At 48.0% G+C, this 23,421-nt stretch carries 18 protein-coding genes; 3 read left to right on the top strand and 15 right to left on the bottom strand.

Annotated features, from left to right (window positions below; all coding sequences use genetic code 11):
• Window positions 1–116: 116 nt before the first annotated feature.
• From C3V43_RS01165 to C3V43_RS01125, 8 genes are all read right to left on the bottom strand, one after another.
• Complete coding sequence (locus C3V43_RS01165; protein WP_106070396.1) at window positions 117–1,352, bottom strand: sodium ion-translocating decarboxylase subunit beta; 1,236 nt, start codon at window positions 1,350–1,352, stop codon at window positions 117–119.
• On the bottom strand, window positions 1,352–3,184 hold the full coding sequence (locus tag C3V43_RS01160; protein ID WP_106068249.1) for a biotin/lipoyl-containing protein: 1,833 nt from the start codon (window positions 3,182–3,184) through the stop codon (window positions 1,352–1,354). Before C3V43_RS01160 ends, C3V43_RS01165 begins: the two co-directional genes overlap by 1 nt.
• Window positions 3,185–3,223: 39 nt before the next feature.
• Entirely contained in the window at window positions 3,224–3,484 is a 261-nt protein-coding gene (locus C3V43_RS01155; RefSeq protein WP_106068248.1) for an OadG family protein, read from the bottom strand.
• Window positions 3,485–3,751: 267 nt separating this feature from the next.
• Window positions 3,752–4,552, bottom strand: a complete 801-nt coding sequence (locus tag C3V43_RS01150; RefSeq protein ID WP_106068247.1) for a TrmH family RNA methyltransferase — start codon at window positions 4,550–4,552, stop codon at window positions 3,752–3,754.
• Window positions 4,553–4,651: 99 nt separating this feature from the next.
• Window positions 4,652–7,285, bottom strand: a complete 2,634-nt coding sequence (locus C3V43_RS01145; RefSeq protein WP_394336157.1) for a transglutaminase-like domain-containing protein — start codon at window positions 7,283–7,285, stop codon at window positions 4,652–4,654.
• Window positions 7,286–7,786: 501 nt separating this feature from the next.
• Complete coding sequence (locus tag C3V43_RS01140; RefSeq protein WP_106070394.1) at window positions 7,787–8,200, bottom strand: DUF2141 domain-containing protein; 414 nt, start codon at window positions 8,198–8,200, stop codon at window positions 7,787–7,789.
• 56 nt (window positions 8,201–8,256) lie between these two features.
• Window positions 8,257–10,182 carry a TonB-dependent receptor plug domain-containing protein gene (locus C3V43_RS01135; RefSeq protein WP_106068246.1) on the bottom strand — a complete coding sequence of 642 codons (1,926 nt, stop codon included), beginning with the start codon at window positions 10,180–10,182 and terminating at the stop codon, window positions 8,257–8,259.
• Window positions 10,183–10,320: 138 nt separating this feature from the next.
• Window positions 10,321–11,223, bottom strand: coding sequence for a LytTR family DNA-binding domain-containing protein (locus C3V43_RS01125; RefSeq protein ID WP_106068244.1), 903 nt, complete (start codon window positions 11,221–11,223; stop codon window positions 10,321–10,323).
• A 219-nt stretch (window positions 11,224–11,442) separates the two neighbouring features.
• Here C3V43_RS01125 and C3V43_RS14735 point away from each other — a divergent pair, with 219 nt between their 5' ends.
• Window positions 11,443–11,583 (top strand): hypothetical protein, encoded by a 141-nt coding sequence (locus C3V43_RS14735; RefSeq protein WP_164996205.1) that lies wholly within the window; start codon window positions 11,443–11,445, stop codon window positions 11,581–11,583.
• An 87-nt stretch (window positions 11,584–11,670) separates the two neighbouring features.
• Here C3V43_RS14735 and C3V43_RS01120 read toward each other — a convergent pair whose 3' ends face one another.
• From C3V43_RS01120 to C3V43_RS01110, 3 genes are all read right to left on the bottom strand, one after another.
• Window positions 11,671–12,045 carry a YccF domain-containing protein gene (locus tag C3V43_RS01120; protein ID WP_106068243.1) on the bottom strand — a complete coding sequence of 125 codons (375 nt, stop codon included), beginning with the start codon at window positions 12,043–12,045 and terminating at the stop codon, window positions 11,671–11,673.
• A gap of 230 nt (window positions 12,046–12,275) precedes the next feature.
• Window positions 12,276–12,986, bottom strand: coding sequence for a murein L,D-transpeptidase catalytic domain family protein (locus tag C3V43_RS01115; protein WP_106068242.1), 711 nt, complete (start codon window positions 12,984–12,986; stop codon window positions 12,276–12,278).
• Window positions 12,987–13,072: 86 nt separating this feature from the next.
• On the bottom strand, window positions 13,073–14,119 hold the full coding sequence (locus tag C3V43_RS01110) for a L,D-transpeptidase (RefSeq protein ID WP_106068241.1): 1,047 nt from the start codon (window positions 14,117–14,119) through the stop codon (window positions 13,073–13,075).
• Between the two features lie 342 nt (window positions 14,120–14,461).
• Here C3V43_RS01110 and C3V43_RS01105 point away from each other — a divergent pair, with 342 nt between their 5' ends.
• Both C3V43_RS01105 and C3V43_RS01100 read left to right on the top strand, forming a co-directional pair.
• The gene (locus tag C3V43_RS01105; protein WP_106070393.1) at window positions 14,462–16,402 is read left to right on the top strand and encodes a heavy metal translocating P-type ATPase; all 1,941 of its coding nucleotides are present in this window, start codon (window positions 14,462–14,464) and stop codon (window positions 16,400–16,402) included.
• A gap of 17 nt (window positions 16,403–16,419) precedes the next feature.
• Window positions 16,420–16,866 carry a Fur family transcriptional regulator gene (locus C3V43_RS01100; RefSeq protein ID WP_106070392.1) on the top strand — a complete coding sequence of 149 codons (447 nt, stop codon included), beginning with the start codon at window positions 16,420–16,422 and terminating at the stop codon, window positions 16,864–16,866.
• A gap of 555 nt (window positions 16,867–17,421) precedes the next feature.
• Here C3V43_RS01100 and C3V43_RS01095 read toward each other — a convergent pair.
• The 4 genes from C3V43_RS01095 to C3V43_RS01080 are packed head-to-tail and all read right to left on the bottom strand — an operon-like array spanning window position 17,422 to window position 23,379.
• Entirely contained in the window at window positions 17,422–17,736 is a 315-nt protein-coding gene (locus C3V43_RS01095; protein ID WP_106068240.1) for a hypothetical protein, read from the bottom strand.
• Between the two features lie 2 nt (window positions 17,737–17,738).
• Window positions 17,739–20,957, bottom strand: coding sequence for an efflux RND transporter permease subunit (locus C3V43_RS01090; protein WP_106068239.1), 3,219 nt, complete (start codon window positions 20,955–20,957; stop codon window positions 17,739–17,741).
• A gap of 11 nt (window positions 20,958–20,968) precedes the next feature.
• Window positions 20,969–22,051 (bottom strand): efflux RND transporter periplasmic adaptor subunit, encoded by a 1,083-nt coding sequence (locus C3V43_RS01085; protein ID WP_106068238.1) that lies wholly within the window; start codon window positions 22,049–22,051, stop codon window positions 20,969–20,971.
• Window positions 22,052–22,068: 17 nt separating this feature from the next.
• Complete coding sequence (locus C3V43_RS01080) at window positions 22,069–23,379, bottom strand: TolC family protein (protein ID WP_106068237.1); 1,311 nt, start codon at window positions 23,377–23,379, stop codon at window positions 22,069–22,071.
• Between the last annotated feature and the right edge of the window lie 42 nt (window positions 23,380–23,421).

The following is a 23,421-nucleotide window of genomic DNA, read 5'->3' as shown; positions in this document are numbered from 1 at the left end:
TATCTTGTTCAACGACGGGCAGTTTATGATATTCCCAATATTATATCGAGGTCGTTATTTATAACCCTCCATGATGTTACGCACAAAGTGTGCCTTGAATGTTTTTATGTCAATGCCTATCCGAGGAACGAAATCAGCACGCCCGCAGCAACGGCCGAACCGATAACTCCTGAAATATTGCTCGACATACAATAGTTAAGCACATGATTCTTGGGGTCGTACTTCGTTGCAATGTCATTGCATACGCGGCTCGCCATAGGCACGGCACTCAGCCCCGTCGCACCAATCAGCGGGTTGATTTTCTTCTTGCCGAACAAGTTGAACAGCTTCACAAAGAAGATACCCCCTGTGATGGACAGCGCAAATGCCAAAAAGCCGCCGATGACAATGCCGATAGTGGTCCAGTTCAAGAATGCCTCGCTGGTCATCGTGGTGCCTACGCTCAGCCCCAAGAAGATGGTGGCCGCATTCATTATGCTGTTGGCCGCCGCATCGAACAGACGGCCGGTATCGGAACCTATCTCCTTAATCAGATTTCCGAACATCAGCATACCAATCAAGGGTACGGCCGTGGGTACGAACAACGCCACAACCGTGGTCACCGCAATCGGAAAGATAATCTTCAATACACGCAGATTCTTGATCTCGGTTTTTGAAGGATATAGCTTCTCCTGCTCCTTCATATTAATCATCAGCTCTTTCTTGGTGCAGAACAGTTTCACCACCATAGGAATGATGACGGGCACCAACGCCATGTACGAATAAGCCGCTATGGCAATGGGACCGAGCAGATGAGGAGCCAGCTTGATGGTGGTGAAGATGGCCGTAGGCCCGTCGGCACCACCGATAATGCCCAGTGCACCGGCCTCTTTCGGGGTGAAGCCCATCAGCACGGCACAAAGCAGCACGGTGAAGATGCCCAGCTGTGCAGCCGCACCGAAAATGGACAGCCGTAGGTTGCGGAGCATCGGGCCAAAGTCCGTCAACGCCCCTACCCCCATGAAGATGACGGGCGGCAGGAAACCGGTCTTAATCAGCATATAGTAGATGAAGTTCATCAATCCCAAGTCGTGCGCAATCTCGTGAAGCGGCATCTCCCAGATGTTCTTCAATACCCCGTTCACCGCAACCATTCCGTTTTCATCTGCCTGAATCACTCCCATATCACCGCCGGGAAAGTTGGCAATGAGCACACCAAAAGCGATGGGCACCAACAGCAACGGTTCATAATGTTTCCTGATTCCCAAGTAGAGCAAGATGAAAGCAATGGCATACATCACGAGGAATGACGGATCGGCAATGATATTGCTGAAAGCCGTCATGTCATAGAGTTTTGCAAATATATCTTCCATCATCCAATCTTCATTAATACGTCATCTTCAGAAACAGAATCGCCCGAATTCAGGCAAATGGCAGTCACCGTCCCGTCAAAATCGGCACGGATGGCATTGTATGTCTTCATGGCCTCGATGTAGCAGAGCAAATCGCCCTTCTTCACCTTGTCGCCCACCTTCACGGGCGTTTCCTGCGCATTCTTCGTCAGGAAGAACTTGCCCTCAAGCGGTGCGGGCACATCCTGCCCTTCGCCTATATGGGAGGTAACTTTCTCGGTAGCCGAAGCAGGCAGGTCGATGTCGCCGTAAGCCACCGTCACACGATAGGCCTGCCCGTCCACCTGCACCGTGAGTGTCTTCGGCTTGGCATCATCCAGCGGAGACCTGTCGCGCTCGGCACGGCGTTTCTCCACATCCTCCAGAAAGTCCTCCTTAGCTTTTCCGCTCATGTAGGCCTCGTATTGCGCCGGGTGCATGGCATACTCAAAGAGTTCCTCATCGTCCTCGCCAAGCTCCCACTTGTTCTCTTTCATCAGCTTGCGATACTTATCGAGCGCATCGGGATAGTTATCCTGCGGGTTGCCTGTAAAGAACTTGCGCCCTTCGCGGTCGGCCTTCTCGATAATCTCGGGAGCCAATTGCCCCGGCAACTTGCCGGCTTTGCCCAACAGCATGTCCCAAATGTCATCGGCAATCATTCCCCAACGTTCCTTGCCTTTTTCCATGGCTATGACATTCATCATGGCCAGATTCTTGACGTACTGGCTGAAAGGGGTCACCAATGGAGGATAACCCACGCGCGGCCACACATAAGCCACTTCATTGAACAGCTTGATAAGCAGTTCGTCCTGCTTCATGAACGGCAGGTTACGCTTCGCCTTGTATTTGTTGATGGATTCCAGGTTCGACTCCAAATCGGCCATCAAGCTGCCCATCATGCCGCCCGGAAGTCCGGGAGCTATCAGCAGCGAATTCATCAGGCGGTTGCGCGGGCTGATGTACAAGCCGAGAAAATCATCCATAAACTCCTGAATAAGTGCACGCACTTTCATGTATGCTTCCATATTGATTTCGGGCACTTGGAAGCCTGCATCCTTCAGCATGGCCTGCACACTGATGAGGTCGGCATGGCCCGTACCCCATGAGAGCGGCTCCATGCCAACGTCGATGTAGTCGCAACCGGCCTCGCACACTTCGAGGATGCTTGCCATATTGAAGCCCGGCCCGGCATGGCTGTGATATTGCACGGGGATGTCCTTTATCTGCTTGATGCCTGCCACAATCTTGCCCAACGACACCGGCCGGCCGATGCCTGCCATATCCTTGATGCAGATTTCATCAGCACCCGCTTCAATCAGGGTTTTCGCCATATCTACATAGTATTCCACCGTATGCACCGGAGAGAAAGTGATGCAGAGCGAACATTGCGAAATCATGCCGGCCTCATGAGCATAAGTGATGGACGGAATGATGTTGCGGGTGTCGTTCAATCCGCAGAAAGTACGCGTGATGTCCGTACCCTGAGCTTTCTTTACCTTATAGAACAGTTGACGTACATCAGCAGGCACGGGACTCATGCGGAGTCCGTTCAACGCGCGATCCAGCATGTGCGTCTGTATGCCTGCCTCATGGAACGGCTTCGTCCACTCGCGCACAGCTTTATTCGGGTTCTCTCCAAACAGAAGATTTACTTGTTCAAAACCTCCGCCATTGGTCTCTACACGTGCAAAACAACCCATCTCAATGATGGCGGGAGCCACTTTCACCAGCTGGTCGACGCGGGGCACGTATTTTCCGGCACTTTGCCACATGTCCCTGAATACCAAACTGAACTTAATTTCTCTTTTCATGCTAAATGATTCAGTGTGTTTTATATTATAAGATTATTATCATCGGATTTTCTCTACTTTGGCCACTTTTCCCTTGCCTTGCGTCACCACTGTGACGGCAGCACCAATGGCCGCCAGAATGTTTCCGGAAATGGGAGCAGCTCCGTCAGCCGTAGTCTTGACAGACTGCGCTTCTTCGGGTGCATATTTATTCACAAGTGCAATAAGCCCTTTCCCTAAGTATATAACAATCAACAGGATGGCAAAGACAGTAGCCATACCTATTACCATAAGCAGAAGTGCAATATTCAGGTTTTCCATATATAATAAATTATTAGTTATTCAGTTGTTTTTATAAAAAAACGCTCGAAATTAGCGATAATCAGTGAAAGGAAGGCAGTAAAAAATAATAAAAGATGCTAAAAGAAAAGTTTCTCCTATTTCGGAAAGAGAACAGACATGGGCTTTATTTTCCGATTTCTCTATGAATTGTCGCACATAGGAACTAAAAACAATCGTTTTATCAGCTCCTCATCCCATCATCCGATTGTATTTTTACTCAATTCAGCGTTTCCTCGCCGAACTTCCTTAACGAGCACGCAGTTCCCAAAAAGCCACCGCTGCCGCCGCTGCCACGTTCAGCGAATCGACTCCGTGCGACATGGGAATGCGTACCACGTAGTCGGCTTCGGCTATCCTCGCAGGCGGAAGCCCGTCGCCTTCGTTACCCACTACAATGGCCAGCCGCGATTGAGATGCCAAGATAGGATCGTCAATGGAAATGGATTTGTCCGTAAGAGCCATTGCCGCCGTGCGAAAGCCGAAATCCGCAAGAGTGCCGAGAGGACCGTCCATCCATGTCCAAGGAACAAGGAAAACGGAACCCATCGACACCCTGACGACACGACGGTTGAAGGGATCGCAAGCGTTACGCGCAAGCAGCACGCCATCCATGCCGATAGCGGCTGCCGAGCGGAAGATGGCACCTATATTGGTGCTGTCCGTCACTCCGTCGATGACAACGATACGGCGGGCTCCGCCACAAACCTCCGCAAGGCCGGGCAGAGCAGGTCTGCGCATGGCACAAAGCACTCCTCGCGTCAAGACATACCCCGTGAGACGGGCAAGCAGTTCCCTTTCGCCGGTATAGACAGGCACATCGGCGCAACGTTCAATAATCGCGGCCGCATCACCATCGATATGTCTGCGCTCACATAAAAGGGAAACAGGTTCGTAGCCGGCATCCAAAGCCACTTTTATCACTTTGGGGCTTTCGGCAATGAACATTCCTTTGTCCGGCTCGATGCGGTTGCGCAACTGGGCTTCGGTCAGAGTACTAAAGATTTCCACTCCCGGATGGGACAAAGATGATATTTCAACAATCGGCATATTTCACGTCTACAGAGTCGGTTTAAACTTTATACGGTCTCCTATCGATACTGTTTTAATGCGTCTTTTCATTCTTGTGGAGAGCCGGCTTCCTGTTTCTCACAGGTTTTCGACAGTTTTCATCAGCTGTTCGCCTAATCCGATGGTATATCCTTGCGATACAAAGACCACGCGATTGAACGTATCGGCAATAATGAATATAGGCAATGCCTCCTTGTGTTTCAGCTTCATGTTATTCACAATCTGTTCAGCTATGCCGTCGGTGTCGATGCCATAGCAGATGGTGGAGGGCAGGCCGGGGAAGGAAGCGGGAGCGAACTTTGCGGCTTTGGCCTCATCGGGGAAGAGAAGCACCATCGGGCGCCCCCACTTCTCCAACTTGTCCTTAAAGGCGGCAATGTCGCGCAACGCATGATTGGTGGGTTCTTGATTGACGCCCAAGATGCCTACAACGAAATAACCTCTTCCGCAAGCCTGCAACAGGCTTCGTTTATCTGTTCCGCCATCGCCGGAGCGAGGAGTAAAGAGCGATTCGGAATTGAAGCTCCCGATGACCTGCACCTCATCCTTGCGCTCGCGCATCACCAGTTCAATCTCCGTCGTCTGCCCCGGAACGATACTGAAGAAAACAATCCGGGAAAGCACACCACCGCCGGCAAGGCGCGTGCCTGTCACCAACACATAGCTTCCGGCATCCAATGCCGTGCCGTTTTTCAAAAGGCCGGCCCATGTAGTGCCGCCTCCCATATCCGCATCGCCCTCATCATAAGAGAGTAATTGCAGACGCCCTTGCGAAGTCAGCTTGGAGAGCGTGAAATGGGAGTAATATTTCGGATCGTCCAATGAGGCAACAGAACGGTATCCGGCCACAAGACGGCCTTTTTGCAGCATTTGGCTTTCAGGTTGCACTTGGTCGAAATTCACATCTACAGCACCGTTTGCCGTCATCAGTTGCACTTTTCCGGTCACTTCGTCGATGCGAGCCGGTATCGCCATGCTGCGTGCCATCGAAACGAAGAATATATCGCGACTGTGGGCATCTGCCACTCGAGCCTTCCACACGCCTTCAGGGGTGATGGGCGCTCCTCCCAGATTACACTCTTTCTCTATCCGGATATGCTCGGCCACCCATGCCACCAGTTTCATCGGTTCAGCCTCATAAGCCTCGGCATCGGCTTTCGACACCACATTCTTGAAAAAAGTCTTATAAGACGTAAGCATCTCATTGCTCACGCGCGGATTGCGTACGTACTTGCTGAAAAGGCTGTTATCCTTGCACATGGGAGAGAGCATGTGGTCTATCAGCACCTCTTTACGGACATCGCGAAGGTCTTTGGCCGAAATTTGCTGCAAGAGGTCGAAACCACCACGCTTTGACTTTTCAGAACGCAGCCGGGCCATGAAATCGGATATAACCCGATGATTGCCCCGGGAAGCAACCAACAAGCGGGAAGCAAGTTCTTCATCTAACTTGTAGCGTTTGGCAAACTCACGTGCCGTTTCATCGGTCATAAACGTTGATACATACGCATTTCGGATGGAATCTTCGCGAGCCATGCGGCGGTCGTTCTCAGCCCGTTGTTCGGGAGTCACCTCAGGCAAGTCGGCACTTTCGGGAGGCGGAACGATATCAAAGTCTACGGTATGGGCTTCGCCGGCCACCTTATCTATCTTCACCGTCAGTTCACTCTCCTTGCCGAAAGAAAGTTTGGCATAACCGAACTTGCCGTCTCTGGAAACCCACACCAGCATATCTCCCTTGCCTGCCGTCAGAAAGACTTTTCCTTTCTCATCGGTCTGCTTGCGGGCCACGGTATAAAACTCCGCATAGTTATAGAGCTTGAATTCCACACATGCATCAGTCACCGGATTTCCCTGTTCGTCCTCCACCGTAACGATAGCCTTAGCCGTCGGCGCATAATTTTCCACTACATTGATTTCGGTATAATTGGGTGTGACGGACATCACCTCTTCTGCTCCCTCGTAACGTCCGAATACTTTGGTGTGCATCAGCATGCCACGACTGGCAGGCGCATTGAACCAACCGAGATTCAGCACCGGTTCCGGTTCGCAAGCGCCGAGGAAGTACCATCGTCCGTCGGCCCATGCCTCTACCCAAGCATGGTTGTCGTCCGTATGCGCCCAACGGGGAGTGTAGACCTGACGGGCAGGAATGCCCACCGAACGCAGGGCGGCCACCAGCAAAGTGGACTCTTCGCCGCAACGCCCGTAGGCTGTTCGCACCGTAGCCAAAGGCGAACTGGTACGAGAATCGGAAGGGGTATAGACGGCATTTTCGTGACACCAGTGATTTACTTCCAAAATGGCGTCATATAGGGAAAGAGATTTCACCCGGTTTTTCAGTTCTTCATAAAACACCACCCGTGCGCTGTCCAATTGCTCATTGTTCACCCGCACCGGAAGCACAAAATGGCGGAAAATGTCTTCAGGAATGGTCTTTCCCCAAGGCATCTCCTCTGCCGCCTTCCGAGAGGCACGTATATTCATCAGATGGAACTCGCCGGGATAGTCGGCTATGTCGGCCAAAGGCATGTAAGCATAAAGAAACTCCAAGGCTTCACGCTCATATGCAGGCAAATCCATATCGAACACGGCAAACAAATCGCCTTGCGGCAACATTGCCTTTTTCCGGCTGAAATCCTGTTCCACACGCCGACGATAAGCAGCATCAGTGATGAAAGAACGTCCGCCGCAAGCGGCCAGCAAGCACATCAGTACTAAAAGAAAAGAAAATCGTGTAATTCGCTTCATCATAATCTATTATTAAGGTTGGGTCACAAAAATAGTATAAATCAGGAATAAAATAAAATTTAAAGCCCGCTTATTCTCTTCAATGCAAATTAAAACAACCCTTTAAATAGAAGAATGAACAGCAGAGGAGGAAGCCATAAAAGCAGATTATCCCAAGAAATCCGAGTCTCATCCCACATTGAAAAATCACACCAAAAAGAAAGCATAAACAGATCTTGAAAAGCCAATAAAAAAAGAAAAGCCAAACAGGATCTTATATCGAGGCAAGCTAAGTAATATACTTAGGATACCTAAGTCCTATACTTAGGGCATCTAAGTCGTATACTTAGGTATACCCCCGTCAGAAGCTATTCTGACAAGGGGTATGCGGTCTTTCATTTTCATAGTCGGAAAGGATCTTTGAAAAAGTAAACGAATATTACATCACCAACACCTCTACGACTGAATCATGGAGGCATGCTTCTATCTCAAATGTATCACCAAAGTCGTATCTGCCGAAAAGATGAAACTGCATTTGTCGTATGACGGGGGACCCATAACACCCTCGGCATCATTGCTGAAACCATACTTCTCCGTAGGAATGCCATAAGCTCCGGTATCCAGACTTCCGTTTCCATTTTCATCCTGAAAGAGAGAAACAGCATACGTCCCGACGGGTAGTCCCCGACAGGGAATAGAAAGTATTTTATCTTTCACATCTACCCTGAACGTCGCTATAGGCTTTTTCATAAACGCCTCCTCCGAATTGTAGATGGCTACATAAAGATGCCCCTCCGCCTTTTCAATGTCACGAACCTCAATGGTCAGGTTTTGGGCAAACAACAGTGTCACCGTGCCTTGAAACAGACACACTAAAAAAACAATCATTGCTTTCATTTTCTTCATTCTTTTAACGTTAATACTCGATAATATGTTTTACACTATCTGCTATCTTAAAAATTAGACACATCATAAGCCGCTTTCTTTCCCAAAGTGACATACACGCCCACATAGAAGAAATGGTCTGCCGATGCCAAAATCGCTTTACCGTCCACCTTGCCGAATTCGTTCTTCCTGCACAGAATATTGGTGGCGGAAGCGTGTATAATGACTTTTTTATTTGCCAGAAAAGTCACACCCACATCCAGACTGTTGTAGGGCTTCACTTCATCATTCATCAACCCCGGCAATGCGGGGTTGTGATAAGGCCGCCCACTGCTGAAACGATTGGTAAGGCCTATGATGGAACGCAGTCGGGGCAAAGAATACTTCACAACCAATGCGGCATTGTGCCGGGTGGCATACTGAGGAGTGGTCAGTTCCCGATAAATCCGGTACTTACGCTTGACTATATTATAAGTATAGGATAAGCAGTATTCCAGACTCTTGAATGAAGCCCCGTCGCGAAAGAACAAATCGACACCTTTGCTGTATCCGTAACCACCGGAGATAAGATGCCCGACTCTTGCATCGACACCCGTTTCCTCCAATGCCAACCGGTCGTAATCCTTATAATAAAGCTCTGCTTTACAGAAACGGCCTCCATCCTCATACTGCGCACCCAGATTATACTGCATACACACTTCGGATAACAAATCCTTTCGGCGTATCAGATAACTGTTTTCGGGTAATTGCGTATAACGCCCGATGGTTCCGGACAATATCACATTACCTCCGTAATAGTTCACAGCCAAACGGGGCGAAAAGTTCATCTTCCGATTCAACGACACATATTCCGTACGGAAAGAAAGTTCCGCTTTCCACTGTTCCCACGGATAATAAGTCGCAGAAAAGAACCCGGCGCAAACAACCGGACACAAGTGATTATTTTCTTTTATCTCCCCAAGCAGATATCTATTCTCATAACCACGAATATAACTCTCTACTCCCATATCTATCCGAAACACGGATGACAACCGTTTAGAAGCTTTTGCCTTCAAATGCAATTCCTGTTGGCGCTCCGACCAATTATCTCCCGAAACAACCGCACCATCGATCTTCCGATTATAATAAGAGTAAGCCATCCCTACAAACCGGCTCCATCCACCAGACGTATGCTTGCGATATGTAGCATTGACATAAACATTGTCCTCGCCCAGCGCAAACAAACTGCGGGTATCTCCCTCATAAACGGAGAAGTCCGTCCGGTCATATTGCGCATAGATTTTCAGGAGTCCGGCATCACGAGGAACATAGCGGAATTGGGTAGCTGCTGAAAACATACGGTATGGTTTCTCAAAATCTTTTCTGCCGGAATATATTTCATCATACAGGCCCAAGTTCTGATAATTCAAATCGACAGACAGAGACCCGCCTCCGAAAGTCTTTGTACCCCCTCCGCCTACACCAACCACAGAAGCATTCATTCCCACCTTGTCAACCCTGCTGTAATCTTTCGTTTCGAGTGGCAAGACAGCCGAAAGTGCCTCTCCATATTCTTGTGGAGCACCTCCCGAAGCAAGACTCACCCCACTGAACATAAAAGTGGAGTAGCGGCTACGGGCAGGAGTATTGATGCCGTTCGAAGTATAAGAATTCAGCACATGCATTCCATCTATAAAGGTCTGTGTTTCCCGACTGCTGCCCCCGCGCACCAACAATTCTCCGGTTTCACCCTGCACTTGAGTGCCCGGCAGCGTCTGCAAGGCTTTATATAAATCTCCGTTCGCACCGCCCACAGTGACTAACTCCACAGGGTGGATATCGCTCCAACGGCTGTTGGCAACCGGCGTTTTCCTGCCTTTCACCACCACCTCTTCCAAAGCGATACTGTCTATATGAAATTTCAGACGCACCGTATCGGTCATATACTTCTGCGCAAATAAAGGATGTATCAGGAGCAGCCCGCTCAATACCAAAAAAAATGTTCTACTTCTCATTATTTTGCCATTTATCTCGTTTTCTGCCGCAAACATAAAGGAAGAATACAAGACAAAAAAATATCCGGGACAGACATCCCGGATATGTGACGACCAACAACCTCTTTGTGATGAACTGTATATTTCTGTGACGAACGACTACCTTTTTATACGGTTCTCAATCAGTGCTCTCACCTCTTTGGCATAAGCGCGCGAAACGGGAACTTCCTCTTCACACCCTTCAAGGTTCAACCTATACCCCTGTGAGTTTCCGTCTACTTTCACCACCATCCGTACATTCACAAGAAACGCCCTATGGCAACGTATGATGAAAGGACAAACAGCAACCGACTCCTCCGCCTGCTTCATGGTGGCACGCAACATCTTCTTGACAACCGTTCTTTCTCCATCCGGGCGATAAGCCACTTTCACATAGTTTCCCTCTGCCTCTGCATAAAGGAAATCTTCCGCCGCGACTTCCAATGAATCCTTGCTTCCTCCGGCGAAGGTCAGTATTCCCCTAAAAGAAGTCTTTTCTGCCAGCCTGTTCTCTACGTCTCCTAAAGATATTTCTTTTGAAAGATGGAGATTTATTTCCGTAGCCTCCCTCAGGTTACGGGTCAGTTGCAGGTTTCTGTTCCACATCAGAAAAATGACGATAGGAAACGGGGACAGCAGCAATACCCACATCGAGCAAAGCAAAAACAAACTGATATTCAAAGCAACTCCAAACTGCCAAGAAGAGTATAACCAAATACCAACGGCAACCATAAAACAGGTGATTAAAATATTCAGCAGGTTTTTTCCTAAAGTCCATCTTTCTTCTCTATAATAGGCAGGAAACAGCAAGGGAAACAGATATACTGCCAAAGCCGATGCAAGCAAAGTGACCACCCCATAGCCCAATAGTACAGGAAATTTATTATACTGCATTTCCGAGATTCCAAACGGTTGCAACAAATACAGTATCAGAAAAATAACAGCCGAAGGCAACACCACTGCCTTCCTGCGTTGATACAATATCGGATAGGGGCTTTTCAGGAGTTCCGCCCATTTACTCATAAACATGATAGATACATAGTTACACAGATGCAAAGATATGTAATATATTTGTTATATACAGATTACAAATCACTGTATTCTAAAGATAACAAAGGGAAAATTTCTATTTTTTATGTTATAAAACATGTTTTATCAAAATAAAGTCGTATCTTTGCAACGTGAAAGAAAAGAAGTAAAAACCCGCTTTCCGAAACGCGGAAAGCACAAAAGATGACAATTATGAAAAAGAATGCAAATGAAATTTTGATGTTACAGTACCAAATCAAGCGTTATCAAGCAATGGGAAACGGTACTATGTGCCAGACTCTGAATGGCAAACTGCAAAAGCTGCTCGCAAAGCAGCCTCACTTAACCATGTAAAAAACACTTTTAAAATAAAATGAGCGAAGGGCGGAAGACCGAAATGGTTCTCCGCCCTTCTTCTTTTATGACTTTGTGAATAAGCAATCAGGCTGCAACTATATCTTTTCCGAAAGGCGTCAACGCCAATCCTGCCAATTTAAAATGCTGCATGCCGAAAGGAATGCCGACGATGGTGATACACAGCAACAATCCGAATAGCAAATGCGAAAAGCTGATCCAGATGCCGCCCAAGAATATCCACACCACATTCATCAATACATAAAGACAACCGGCTGAACGCTCTCCGCTACGCACCTCCTTACCAAAAGGCCACAAAGCAAGGCTTGCCAGCTTCAAAGTCTGCATGCCGAAAGGAATACCAATAATGGTAATCATCATCAATAAACTGGCTGCAAGGTATTCCACGGCAGTAATAATACCACCGAACACCAACCACAAAATATTCATTAAACAACCCATACCTTCATTCTCTTAATACATACTCAATGCAACAAATATAGAACATTCTTTATTCATAACCGGTATTTTCTCTCCGTGTCCCGACAACCCTCCTGATAAAAAACATTTCGGGCACTTGCCGGAAATCTTCCGACAGAGAGAACAGATAAAAGACCAAACCATTAAAACCTCCGGAAAACAATTAAAAGAAGAAACGGTTTTAATTCGGCCGACAAGCAGCAAATTGTTCCTCAGAATTGCCCGTCATTCTGCAACACAGAACTTTGAGCCAGATAATCCGGCGCTTCTGCAAAAATGTACATCACGCTCCCTCCCTTGATGGCATCAATAATAGGACGTGAAAGTTGCTGAGGTACAGCCGGACAACCGAAACTCCTTCCTAACCGGCCTCCCTTGCTCACCACCGACGGATTGGCATAGGCGGCTCCATGCATCACAATGGCACGCTCGCGGGCACGGTCGTTGATTCCTTTCTCCAAGCCATCCAGAATAAGTGAATAGCCATTCTTCCCCTGATAAGTGGTTCCGGTGAGATAAAAGCCCAACGAGCTTTTATAAGAGCCGTATTCGTTGGAGAAAGAAGTGGCGTATTTCTCACCGCTGTTCTTTCCGTGAGAAACAACCGAAGAAAAAAGCATCTTGCGCTCTTTCATATCGAAAACAAAAAGACGTTTGTCGGTCGAAGGACGGGAGAAGTCAATCAACGTCAATACATCCCTCTTCCGGTTTTCTATCTTATAATAACCCGCCACAGCTTGCCGAAAAGCCTTCCAATTCACAGTCCCTTCCAACTGCATGGAATGATACAGGTCGGCGCAAAAATCCGTGTCGCCCACACCTGCGGCGGAGGACATACCTTCCTCATTCTCCCATGATTTGCCATTCGTGGACAACACACAGGGGATAAACAAAAAGAGGAAAAATAAAGTAAACCGTCCCATAGAATTCCGCCAGAAAGATAATGGCGGCAAAGTTAGTTTTTTTCTTTCATACAGCTATCAAACAGACAGTTAAAAATCCGTGTGTTCTATTCGATGACTACTACCAAAGACTTTTCAACAGGCGCCCAGTCGAAGATAAACTTAGCGTGCGAAGTTGCGTTTCGGACGCACATGTGCGAACGAGGCGTTGTCCCCAAAGACTGGCTGTATTCAATCAGAGACGTACGCGGCACATTTACCGGCACTCCGTGTATATAAGCGCCATTGGTAAAGCGGCTGGCATAGGGCGCATAGCCTCCCGTGGCAGTAGAGCCGTCCTTTAGAAACACCATACGCGACTTCTTTTGCTGGAGCAGATACATTCCCAACGGTGTCTCTTGGGCATAAGGCGGAGCATAGCGTCCGGTAGTGGCCGGATTCATGCTGCGTATCTTCCACACACCACCGGAAATACGCTCCAAAGTGGTTATATTCTGATCGAGCCGATCTACAAAAATCACGTGATTAAAAAACGTACTGTCTTCCAACTGCTTCAGATAACGAGAGGGTGATAACCATTCTTCTTCAAATGTTACGGGATGTATCAGGCAGAAACTCCCTACCCTGCCTCTGAGATAGGCCAATGTCCCGTCTCGTCCATAACGTTCGGGCACAAGAGTATCGGCAGGCAGATACAAGGGGACGGACTGATAACGTTCCACGCCCAATGTATCGGACACGCGCCGATAGGCATCGCGCACAAACGTACGCACCAACGTAGCTTCTCCATTCAGGTTCTTATAGTTCTGCAACACCACCAACCTTGCCATATCGAGCTGCATGTTCTCTATATAAGCAAGGCAATTGCGAATCACATCCCATTTGAAAGAACGCACAGTGTCTTTATAAGGATAAGTGTCATTCAAGGTATACTTATCGTACAATAAATCTTTAGTAAGGGATATGTCGGCCGCACTCAACCGCTTAGCAGGGAGAGGCAGCCCGACTAAAGGCATATCCGAAGCTGCGGAATCCGTAAAAGCCGAACTCCGGCCTGCTTCCGTCGGCAAAGGCAGTTCTTGCCGGTTATGACAGCCTGCAAGCAGAAAACAGCACAAGACAAACACACCGACAGAAAATGGAAATTGCTTCATAAAGACAAATTGAGGAACAAAGGTATAACATTTTTCAGATTAAATAACGACAAATCCCCGATTATTGTTACTTTTAAAGCAGCCCGCCCCATTTCTGCATCACCCATACAACCTACATACATGCTCCGTATCTGCACCGTACCAAGTCCGTATCAACTCCGCACCAATATAATTATAATACGGAGATGATACGAAGCAGGTACACATTCCTGACACGAAAATAAATCGGAGAACAAAACTATGAGATAGCACAAGTGTGGCAGAATATGGAACTTTGCAACTTGGTTGCATTCTTTTTCTATTATCTTTGTCTCGGAAAAAGATAAAAAAGGAGGAAACGATATGAGCTGCAATTGTTGCTGCACACACAAGCATGCAGTAGAGAACGAAAAAAAGAATAGTTGGCTGAAGGACTATTGGCGAATCGTCCTCTCTGCCCTGCTGCTTTTGGGAGGCATTATCTTGAATTCGACAGACTTTACTCTCTTTCAAGAAAGATATGCGGCATTCTGCTGGTATTTGCTGGCCTATCTGCCGGTAGGGCTACCCGTTCTGAAAGAGGCATGGGAGAATATTGTACGAAAGGATGTCTTCAGTGAATTTACCCTCATGTCCATAGCCACCGTAGGTGCTTTCTATATAGGGGAGTATCCTGAAGGAGTGGCCGTAATGTTGTTCTATTCTTTGGGAGAGCTTTTTCAGGAGAAAGCGGTGGATAGAGCAAAGCACAACATCAGCTCTCTGCTTGACGTACGTCCGGAAACGGCAACGGTAATCAAGGATAATGAATCGGTGGTAGAGGCTCCTCAAACGGTAAAAGTCGGTGAGGTCATCGAAGTGAAAGCAGGAGAACGGGTTCCCCTGGACGGTGTGATGTTGGGTGAAGTGGCAGCCTTCAACACATCTGCCCTGACGGGAGAGAGCGTCCCCCGCAACATTCGGCAAGGTGAAGAAGTGCTTGCCGGAATGATTTCGACCGACAGAGTGGTAAGGATACGGGTGACAAAGACATTCGAGAAAAGTGCATTGTCGAGAATCTTGGAACTGGTGCAGGACGCTTCCGAACGAAAAGCGCCGGCCGAACTGTTCATCCGGAGGTTTGCCCGCATCTATACCCCCATCGTCACCGGATTGGCAGTGCTGATTGTCCTGCTTCCTTACATCTACTCCTTGATAATTCCTGAATATCCGTTCATCTTCAACGACTGGCTGTACAGAGCACTGGTATTTCTGGTCATCTCCTGTCCCTGTGCATTGGTGGTAAGCATTCCACTGGGATATTTCGGCGGCATAGGGGCTGCATCCCGCTTGGGAGTATTGTTTAAAGGAGGAAATTATCTGGATGCCGTCACCCGAATCAACACAGTGATATTCGACAAGACGGGCACACTGACCAAAGGAATCTTCGAGGTGCAGTCCTGCGAAACTCAACCGGACATGTCGGAAGAGAAACTTATACGACTGGTTGCTTCTGTGGAACGCAACAGCACACACCCCATAGCCAAAGCGATTGCAAGTTATGCCGGACAGAAGGGCATAGAGCCGATGGCCGTGTCGGACATTACGGAAATCGCAGGTCATGGTTTGCAGACCTTCATAGACAATGACCGTATTCTGGTAGGAAACACCCGGCTGTTGGATAAATTTCAGGTGAAATATCCCGATAAACTTTCGTCCATCGCCGATACGGTTGTGGTTTGTGCCATCGGAACAACCTACGCCGGACACTTGCTATTGTCGGATACGCTGAAAGAAGATGCCTTCAAAGCCATTGAAGGACTAAAGGCATTGAATATCGACAACATCCAGATACTGTCGGGAGATAAGCAAGGAATTGTCTTTAACTTTGCCCGAAAGCTGGGGGTGGCACAAGCATACGGAGACTTGCTGCCCGACGGGAAAGTGAAACATGTCGAGGAGTTGCGTCGGGATGCAAGAAACAGGATAGCTTTCGTGGGCGATGGCATCAATGACACCCCCGTCCTTGCCCTCAGCCATGTGGGCATTGCCATGGGCGGTTTGGGCAGTGACGCTGCCATAGAAACCGCCGATGTCGTGATTCAGACAGACCATCCGTCCAAGGTAGCCACCGCCATCCATGCCGGCAGACAGACGCGTCGGATAATCTGGCAAAACATCTCTCTGGCATTCGGTGTGAAGCTGCTTGTACTAATCCTCGGCGCCGGCGGTATGGCCACCCTTTGGGAAGCTGTCTTTGCAGATGTGGGAGTTGCCCTCATCGCGATAATCAACGCCACACGCATACAAAAACTGATAAAATAGGAGTTGTAGAAAAGATGATAGAAGAAAAGAGATGCTTAGACCTTTTAGCAAAAAGGGAAATATCGCCTACCGCCATAAGGCTTTTAGTGCTGCAAGCCATGTTGCAAGCAGACCGTTCCGTATCATTGCTCGACTTGGAAAATGCGCTGGATACCGTCGACAAATCTACCATCTTCCGTACCATCATGTTGTTTCTCTCTCACCATCTGATACATAGCATCGACGATGGAACGGGTTCATTCAAATATGCAGTATGCAGCAGCAACTGCTCTTGCGGAGTGGACGACCTGCACACACATTTCCATTGCGAGAAGTGCAACAAGACTTTCTGCTTCACCAACATTCCCACTCCGGTAGTCAACCTGCCTGAAGGTTTTACACTAAACGGCATCAACTATGTGCTGAAAGGGCTTTGTCCGGAATGTGCGGCAACGGCAACAGAAAACAAAGGCTTTCATAAATAACGTGAATTCGGTACAACTTAACCTTAGTTCGGGATAAGAAGCAGGTCGACAGCCTCACCCAAAGACTTGTATTTTAAGATTACAGTTCGTTGGCTATCAAGTATTTACTACTGCCTTGTCAGACACTTGCATCTAACGGCTCAGGCACTTGTGCCTGTCACGTCAAACACAAGTGTCTGTCGGCTTGAACACTTGCCTCTGTCACGACAAAGGATTGTAGCTGTCAAAACAGGGGGGGGAGGTCGGTCGACCTGAAAAGCTCTCTTCTGTCTGACCTCTGTAAACCGGTGCATTCAAGAAATATCTGCCCGACAGGATACAGCCCCTCGCCTTCAGCAAAAGAAACCGCCTGCCCCGAACCCGGGTTATCCCAAAGTTTGAAATAAAGAACTCTCTCCTCCGAACAGGAAGTTTTCTCATGGGAGTTTTCCTTTTTTCTCCCATAGAGAAGGAGTTATCTTTCCATACGCAGGCCGTCTTTTCCTCTTACATCAAACTAAGATTACTTACAGACAGGGTGTCTGCCATTGAACGGCCGTTACACCCTGTTCATAATCAGAAGAATTTAGAATTCTGCTCAACGTCAAGAACAAAAGCATGAACCGGAAAAGGGTTCTGCACCTCTCCATTGCAAGTTTCAACAACACGGATTACGCTTCGGGCAACTTCTTCGGAAGCAAAACTGAAAAACAGAATGGAATTGACTTTCGCTTCTGCCGCCGTGCCAAACCAATTCAATGCTACACGCTCTTTTTTCCGTTTATATCCGGTAATATCCATCAGGCTGAAACGGCTCACCCCGGCTTCATAGAGTAGTTTGATCACTTGCTCCTGATACTCGGTTATACTTAATATCACAATCAGTTTCATTCTTATTTCACTTTATTTTTCAACATCTTAAAGTACAGCAAAGGCACCACTACCAGCGTGAGTACCGTCGAAGTGATGGTTCCGCCCATAAGCGAGATGGCCAGCCCCTGAAAAATAGGGTCGAACAGCATTACGATAGCTCCCAGCACCACACCTCCGGCCGTCAGGATAATCGGAGTGGTGCGCACGGCTCCGGCCTCGATTACGGCTTGTTTCAATGGTATCCCTATTTTGAGACGGATATCGATGAAGTCTATCAGCAATACCGAGTTACGCACCATGATACCGGCCAAGGCAATAAAGCCAATCATGGACGGCGCACTGAAATAAGCCCCCATAATCCAATGCCCCAATACAATGCCTATCAATGACAGCGGTATGGCAGCCAACTGTACAAACGGAGTGACAAAACTTTGAAACCACCCTACGATGAGCATATAAATAATGACAAGAACAAAAAGAAATGCCAAACCTAAATCACGAAATACCTCGTAGGTTATTTTCCATTCGCCATCCCACTTGAGCGAGAAGTTGTCTTCCAACTCCGGTTGCATACTATATTCCTCCTGAAGCGTATAGCCTGCCGGAAGTTCAACCTTAGTCAACTCTTTCGATACGTCCATCATGGCATATACCGGACTTTCCAACTCGCCCGCCACCTCGGCAAGCACGTACACCACCCGCCTCTGGTTTTTACGGTAGATGTTTTTAGGCTTTTCGCTTTCGGTCACGGTCACCAAGTGGCCTATCGGTGTAGACATTCTATGAGGATTGACCACATTCACACTCATCACCTCGTCGATATTCGATCGCTGCTCCTCGGGCAGCTGAAGCACAATACCCACCTGATTGACCGTAGAGGGCTGATGAAGTACCCCCACAGGCATGCCCGACAATGCCGCACGCACATTCTGTACCACTTGCCCACTCGGAATGCCCAACTTCATGGCTTTATCCTTATCCACTTCAAACCGATATTCGGTCTGGTTGCTTTCCACACTCCAATCCACATCCACTACATTTTCGGTTTCAACCAGAAGTCCCTTTACCTGTTCGGCAATCTCAATCTGCTTTGTATAGTCATTTCCGTATATCTCGGCCACAATGGTGGACATGACCGGAGGTCCCGGAGGTACTTCAACCACTTTCACGTTGGCGCCATGTCTTTTACCAATCTCTTGTAAACCGGCACGCATCGACTTGGCGATGTCATGGCTTTGTTCGCTACGTTCGCCCTTGTCAACCAGATTCACCTGAATGTCAGCCACATTGTCTCCACTACGCATGTCGTAATGGCGAACCAATCCATTGAAGCTGATGGGAGCCGATGTGCCTGCATAAATCTGATAGTTGGTCACCAGTTTGTGCCGACTAATGTAGGCACCCAATTCCTGCGCCACGGCAGCAGTGCGTTCCAGCGTTGTCCCCTCCGGCATATCAACCACCACTTGAAACTCGCTTTTGTTATCGAAAGGCAACATCTTAACGGGAACCGATTTGGTATAAAACAAAACAAGCGACCCAAGCAGCACAACCGTCAGCCCGATCATAAAAACCCAGCGCTTCTTCCGGCTGTCAAGAAAAGGAGTGGTAATGGCTGAATAAACCTTATAGATGCGTGTCTGCCGCACCTCTGCGCCCTCATCTTCAACAGTACTGTCATCATCTGTCCCCCTTTCATTTTTCCCTTTATACCTGAGGAAAAGGAAACCGAAATAGGGTGTGAGCGTAAGCGCCAGCAGAAGTGAGAAAATCATGGCGATGGACGAGCCTATCGGCATCGGGCTCATATAAGGCCCCATCATGCCCGACACGAATGCCATGGGCAATACTGCGGCTATGACGGTCAGCGTAGCCAATATCGTAGGATTTCCCACCTCGTTAATGGCATGAAGAGCAGCCTGCATCGGCGGCAATTTCCTCATTTTAAAGTGGCGATACATGTTTTCGGCTATGATAATCGAGTCGTCCGTCACGATACCTGTCACAAAAACAAGAGCGAACAGCGTTATCCGGTTCAACGTATAACCCAGAAAATAGTATGCAAACAACGTCAGGGCAAATGTGATGGGCACCGATAGGAATACGACCAAGCCCCCCCTCCATCCCATGGCCAGCATCACAAACAGTGTAACGATGACAATGGCAATCGTGAGGTGCCAAAGCAATTCGGAAACCTTGTGCGAGGCAGTAAGGCCATAGTTGCGGGTCACCTCTACATTCAAATCGTCCGTAATAAGGTCTTTCTTCAGATGCTCCACCTTATTTATAATGACATCTGCCAGCTTCATTGCATCCGCACCTTTCTTCTTAGAGATAGAAACGGTTACGGCATCATATTCGTCGGGATGTTCGTTCTGTTTTTTCGGACTGGCGGCACCATAACCAAAGGAGACATAGGTATCGGGCAATTTCGGCCCGTCATTCACTGTCGCAATCTGATAGAGATAGACGGGGTGGCCGTCCTTGGTTCCCACAATGGCATTCTTTACTTCTTCCACATTGGCGAAGAAATTGCCGGTCTGCACAGAATAAACGACATCACCGGTCACCATATTGCCGCTTTGCATGTGGGCATTATTGGCTTCCAGCGAACGGGAAATCATGCTGAAATCCACTCTGCTTTCCGCCATCTTGTCCTTATCAAGCCAAACGTTCAGCTGGCGGCTTTGCCCACCCGATATATTGACCTGCGCCACATCCGGTATTTTCTTGATTTCATTGGATACCACCTCGGCTATCTGCCTGATTTGATAACCACCCATCCGGTCGCTCCACAACGTGAATGACAGAACCGGAACGTCATCTATCGAACGCGTCTTGGCCAGCGGCACGGTGACACCCTGCGGCATCCGGTCAAGGTTTTTCATCAGTTCATTGTACAGCTTCACTAACGAGCGCTCCACATCCTCACCCACATAGAATTGCACCGTAAGCATGGCCATGCCGTTCATTGAAGTGGAATAAACGTCTTCCACCCCTTTTATATTCGAAAGGAGTTTCTCAACCGGCTGCACCACGGCAGTTTCCATCTCCTCCGGACTTGCTCCGGGATAGCCTATCATTATATCGGCCATAGGCACTTCAATCTGAGGCTCTTCTTCGCGCGGAATGGAGTAGATGCTGAATAGTCCGAGCAGCACAAAAGCAATCATCAGCAGGAGGCTCAGCTTGGACTTGATAAAAACCCTTGCTATTCTTCCCGATATTCCTTGTTCCATAGTTGTTCGTTTTATTTTTGTACACTGATTTTCTTTCCATTATATAACTTGCCTTCGGCATGGCGGATAATTCTGTCGTCCGCCTTCAGTCCGGATAAAACCTCCACTTGCCCGCCAATCTCTTTGCCAAGCCTCACCCAGCGAAGCAGGGCATAGTTATCGGCAGTAGCCACATATACACCGGTCAACTGGTCGCGCATTATAATGGAAGAAGCGTCTATCCAAACATTTTTCGTGCTTTCCCTGCCCGTTTTTCCAAGGATGTAAATGCCGGCATACATACCGGCACGAAGGTTTTCTTTCTCCCCGGGAGCAATTGCAATCTTCATGGCATACTGTCCGCCACTGAGTGCAGAAGACGGACTGATTTCACTAACTTTCCCATCCAGATGTTTGCCAAGCGATTTAATATCCACTTTGACGGGATTGCCCACTTTTATGTAGGACACATGGTTTTCGGGCACTGAAGCTTTAATCTCCAGTTCACCCGATTGTTCCATGCTCAATAGAGGCATGCCCGAAGTGGCAGTACTTCCCTCGTCAATCATCCGTTGTGTGACTATGCCGGAGAAAGGCGCACGGATATCGGTATAAGCCAGCATGGCATTTACTTCGTTGTGCGCCTGACGCGCCATTTGCAATTTGGCATTGACAGAGGTTTGATTCAACTCCATGTTTTCAAACTCTTTCAGTGAAACACTCTTCCGTTCGTACAAGGCTTTGTAGCGTTCATAGTCCCGATTCGCATTTTTTGAGGCAGCTTCAGCCTCGGCCACCATAGCCTCAGCCTGTGCTTTTTTTGCTTTCAGGTCATCACTATTGATTACAAGCAACAATTGCCCTTGTCTTACTGCGTCTCCCTGCTTCACGTATACTTTATCAACAAACCCCATTACCCGGGTACTTATCATGGCTGTTTGCTTGGCCGACACCATTCCGCTTACAAAAAAGCCATTTTCATGCGAAGCGGTCGGCAAATAGGTTTCTACTGCAACAACAGTTTCTTCTGCTCTTTCATCGGTAGTCGATGAGCAAGCGGATAATGCAGCAATAAGTATAATCTCTGAAAAAAATATTTTTATAAATGTTGTCATAGTGATTTCTATCTTACTTATTTGACGGATGTCAGTAACTCTTGATAATAATAAGTGACATTATAACTCATCACAGCCTGAGCCAGCGAGAGCTTCTGCTGAGAAAATTGAGCCTGTGAAGCAAGCAAATCCGTTGTACTGGCCAAGCCTTCTTTATAACGGTTGTTCATTATGCGCAAAGCCTCATCCGCTTGCTCCACACTGGCCTGATGTTTCCTGATTTCCTGTTTCAGGTCTTGCAAATCCCGTGCGGTCTTATTCACCTCCATACGGCTTTTGTCCTTGTATTCCTCCAAATCCAGTTTCAGCTTATCCCGCCGGAGTATATCCGAACGCAACTTACTTGCATTTCTGTTTCCCGAAAAGATGGTCCAAGTCAAACTGACACCTGCCAGATAAGAATTATTATCAAATCCGAAAAACTTGGTATCGTTAAACTGATAACTGCCGAAAGCATTGACTTTAGGAAGGAACTTCATTACGGATGATTTCACCATGGCATTGGAGGCATCCACGACCCTCTGCATGGCAAGCACATCCGACCTCATCGGCGAAAATGAAGCAGCAATCCCGGTTTCCTCCTTCAACACCAACGAATCCGTCAGAAAAACATTGCCGCCTTCCACTTGTTCCATGCCGAGCAACAGTTTCAACCCGTCAGAAGCATTGGATATACTGCTTTCCGCTTTGGTAAGCGCACTTTCTATGGTGTTCACTTGTACTTGGGCATTCAGCACATCCGACTTCTGAACCAGACCCTGCTCATAGAAGTTTTGCACAGACCGAAGAATCTGCTCCACGTCCGATAAGGTTGCCCTTAACACCGCCCGTGCTTGATAAGCAAATTGCAGCCGGGTATATGCTTTCTGCACTTCGAATTTTATATAATCTACGGTATATTGCGCTTTATGCTTATATACGTCCTTCTGTATTTTTGCTCCCTGACGGGCATATATCATATCCGGATTGAATAAAGGCATTTGCACATCGACGCTTGCTCCATAATTCCGTGTAATGCCCGGATGATTCAGTTTTGCCGGATCAAAGTCCTGCGCCGCCACCCTCTCTTGCTGAAGCAAGAAACCAAAGGCGTTCAACGGGTTATTTGTCACTACCGCTTGGTAGCCCGTCGACAACTGGGGCAGAAAAAGGGCGTCAGTCTGATGGAAATCAGCATTAGCCATTCTATGCTCCAACTCAGCCATCCGGATATTTTTATTGTTCTGCACCGCCATCAGCAAAGCATCGTCAACCGACAGGTAGGTGTCCTGCTGGGCTTTTAGCGGCAAAACAACAGCCAAGAAGCATAGTCCCACTATTAAAAACATATTCCTACGATTCATATGCTACAAACTTGCAATTATTCCGTT

It is taken from the genome of Prevotella heparinolytica (assembly GCF_002998535.1).
Lineage (GTDB): Bacteria > Bacteroidota > Bacteroidia > Bacteroidales > Bacteroidaceae > Bacteroides > Bacteroides heparinolyticus.
Note: the sequence above shows the minus strand (reverse complement) of the source record. Positions and strands in the feature narration are given on the sequence as shown.

Bases quoted from the DNA above. Each gene is read 5' to 3' on its own strand.
- C3V43_RS01085 (WP_106068238.1), bottom strand. From the start codon at position 22,051: ATGACAACATTTATAAAAATATTTTTTTCAGAGATTATACTTATTGCT.
- C3V43_RS01125 (WP_106068244.1), bottom strand. From the start codon at position 11,223: ATGAGTAAATGGGCGGAACTCCTGAAAAGCCCCTATCCGATATTGTAT.
- C3V43_RS01145 (WP_394336157.1), bottom strand. From the start codon at position 7,285: ATGTGCTTGCTGGCCGCTTGCGGCGGACGTTCTTTCATCACTGATGCT.
- C3V43_RS01105 (WP_106070393.1), top strand. From the start codon at position 14,462: ATGAGCTGCAATTGTTGCTGCACACACAAGCATGCAGTAGAGAACGAA.
- C3V43_RS01150 (WP_106068247.1), bottom strand. From the start codon at position 4,552: ATGCCGATTGTTGAAATATCATCTTTGTCCCATCCGGGAGTGGAAATC.
- C3V43_RS01080 (WP_106068237.1), bottom strand. From the start codon at position 23,379: ATGTTTTTAATAGTGGGACTATGCTTCTTGGCTGTTGTTTTGCCGCTA.
- C3V43_RS01155 (WP_106068248.1), bottom strand. From the start codon at position 3,484: ATGGAAAACCTGAATATTGCACTTCTGCTTATGGTAATAGGTATGGCT.
- C3V43_RS01140 (WP_106070394.1), bottom strand. From the start codon at position 8,200: ATGAAAGCAATGATTGTTTTTTTAGTGTGTCTGTTTCAAGGCACGGTG.
- C3V43_RS14735 (WP_164996205.1), top strand. From the start codon at position 11,443: ATGAAAAAGAATGCAAATGAAATTTTGATGTTACAGTACCAAATCAAG.
- C3V43_RS01135 (WP_106068246.1), bottom strand. From the start codon at position 10,182: ATGAGAAGTAGAACATTTTTTTTGGTATTGAGCGGGCTGCTCCTGATA.
- C3V43_RS01115 (WP_106068242.1), bottom strand. From the start codon at position 12,986: ATGGGACGGTTTACTTTATTTTTCCTCTTTTTGTTTATCCCCTGTGTG.
- C3V43_RS01165 (WP_106070396.1), bottom strand. From the start codon at position 1,352: ATGGAAGATATATTTGCAAAACTCTATGACATGACGGCTTTCAGCAAT.
- C3V43_RS01160 (WP_106068249.1), bottom strand. From the start codon at position 3,184: ATGAAAAGAGAAATTAAGTTCAGTTTGGTATTCAGGGACATGTGGCAA.
- C3V43_RS01095 (WP_106068240.1), bottom strand. From the start codon at position 17,736: ATGAAACTGATTGTGATATTAAGTATAACCGAGTATCAGGAGCAAGTG.
- C3V43_RS01110 (WP_106068241.1), bottom strand. From the start codon at position 14,119: ATGAAGCAATTTCCATTTTCTGTCGGTGTGTTTGTCTTGTGCTGTTTT.
- C3V43_RS01120 (WP_106068243.1), bottom strand. From the start codon at position 12,045: ATGGGTTGTTTAATGAATATTTTGTGGTTGGTGTTCGGTGGTATTATT.
- C3V43_RS01090 (WP_106068239.1), bottom strand. From the start codon at position 20,957: ATGGAACAAGGAATATCGGGAAGAATAGCAAGGGTTTTTATCAAGTCC.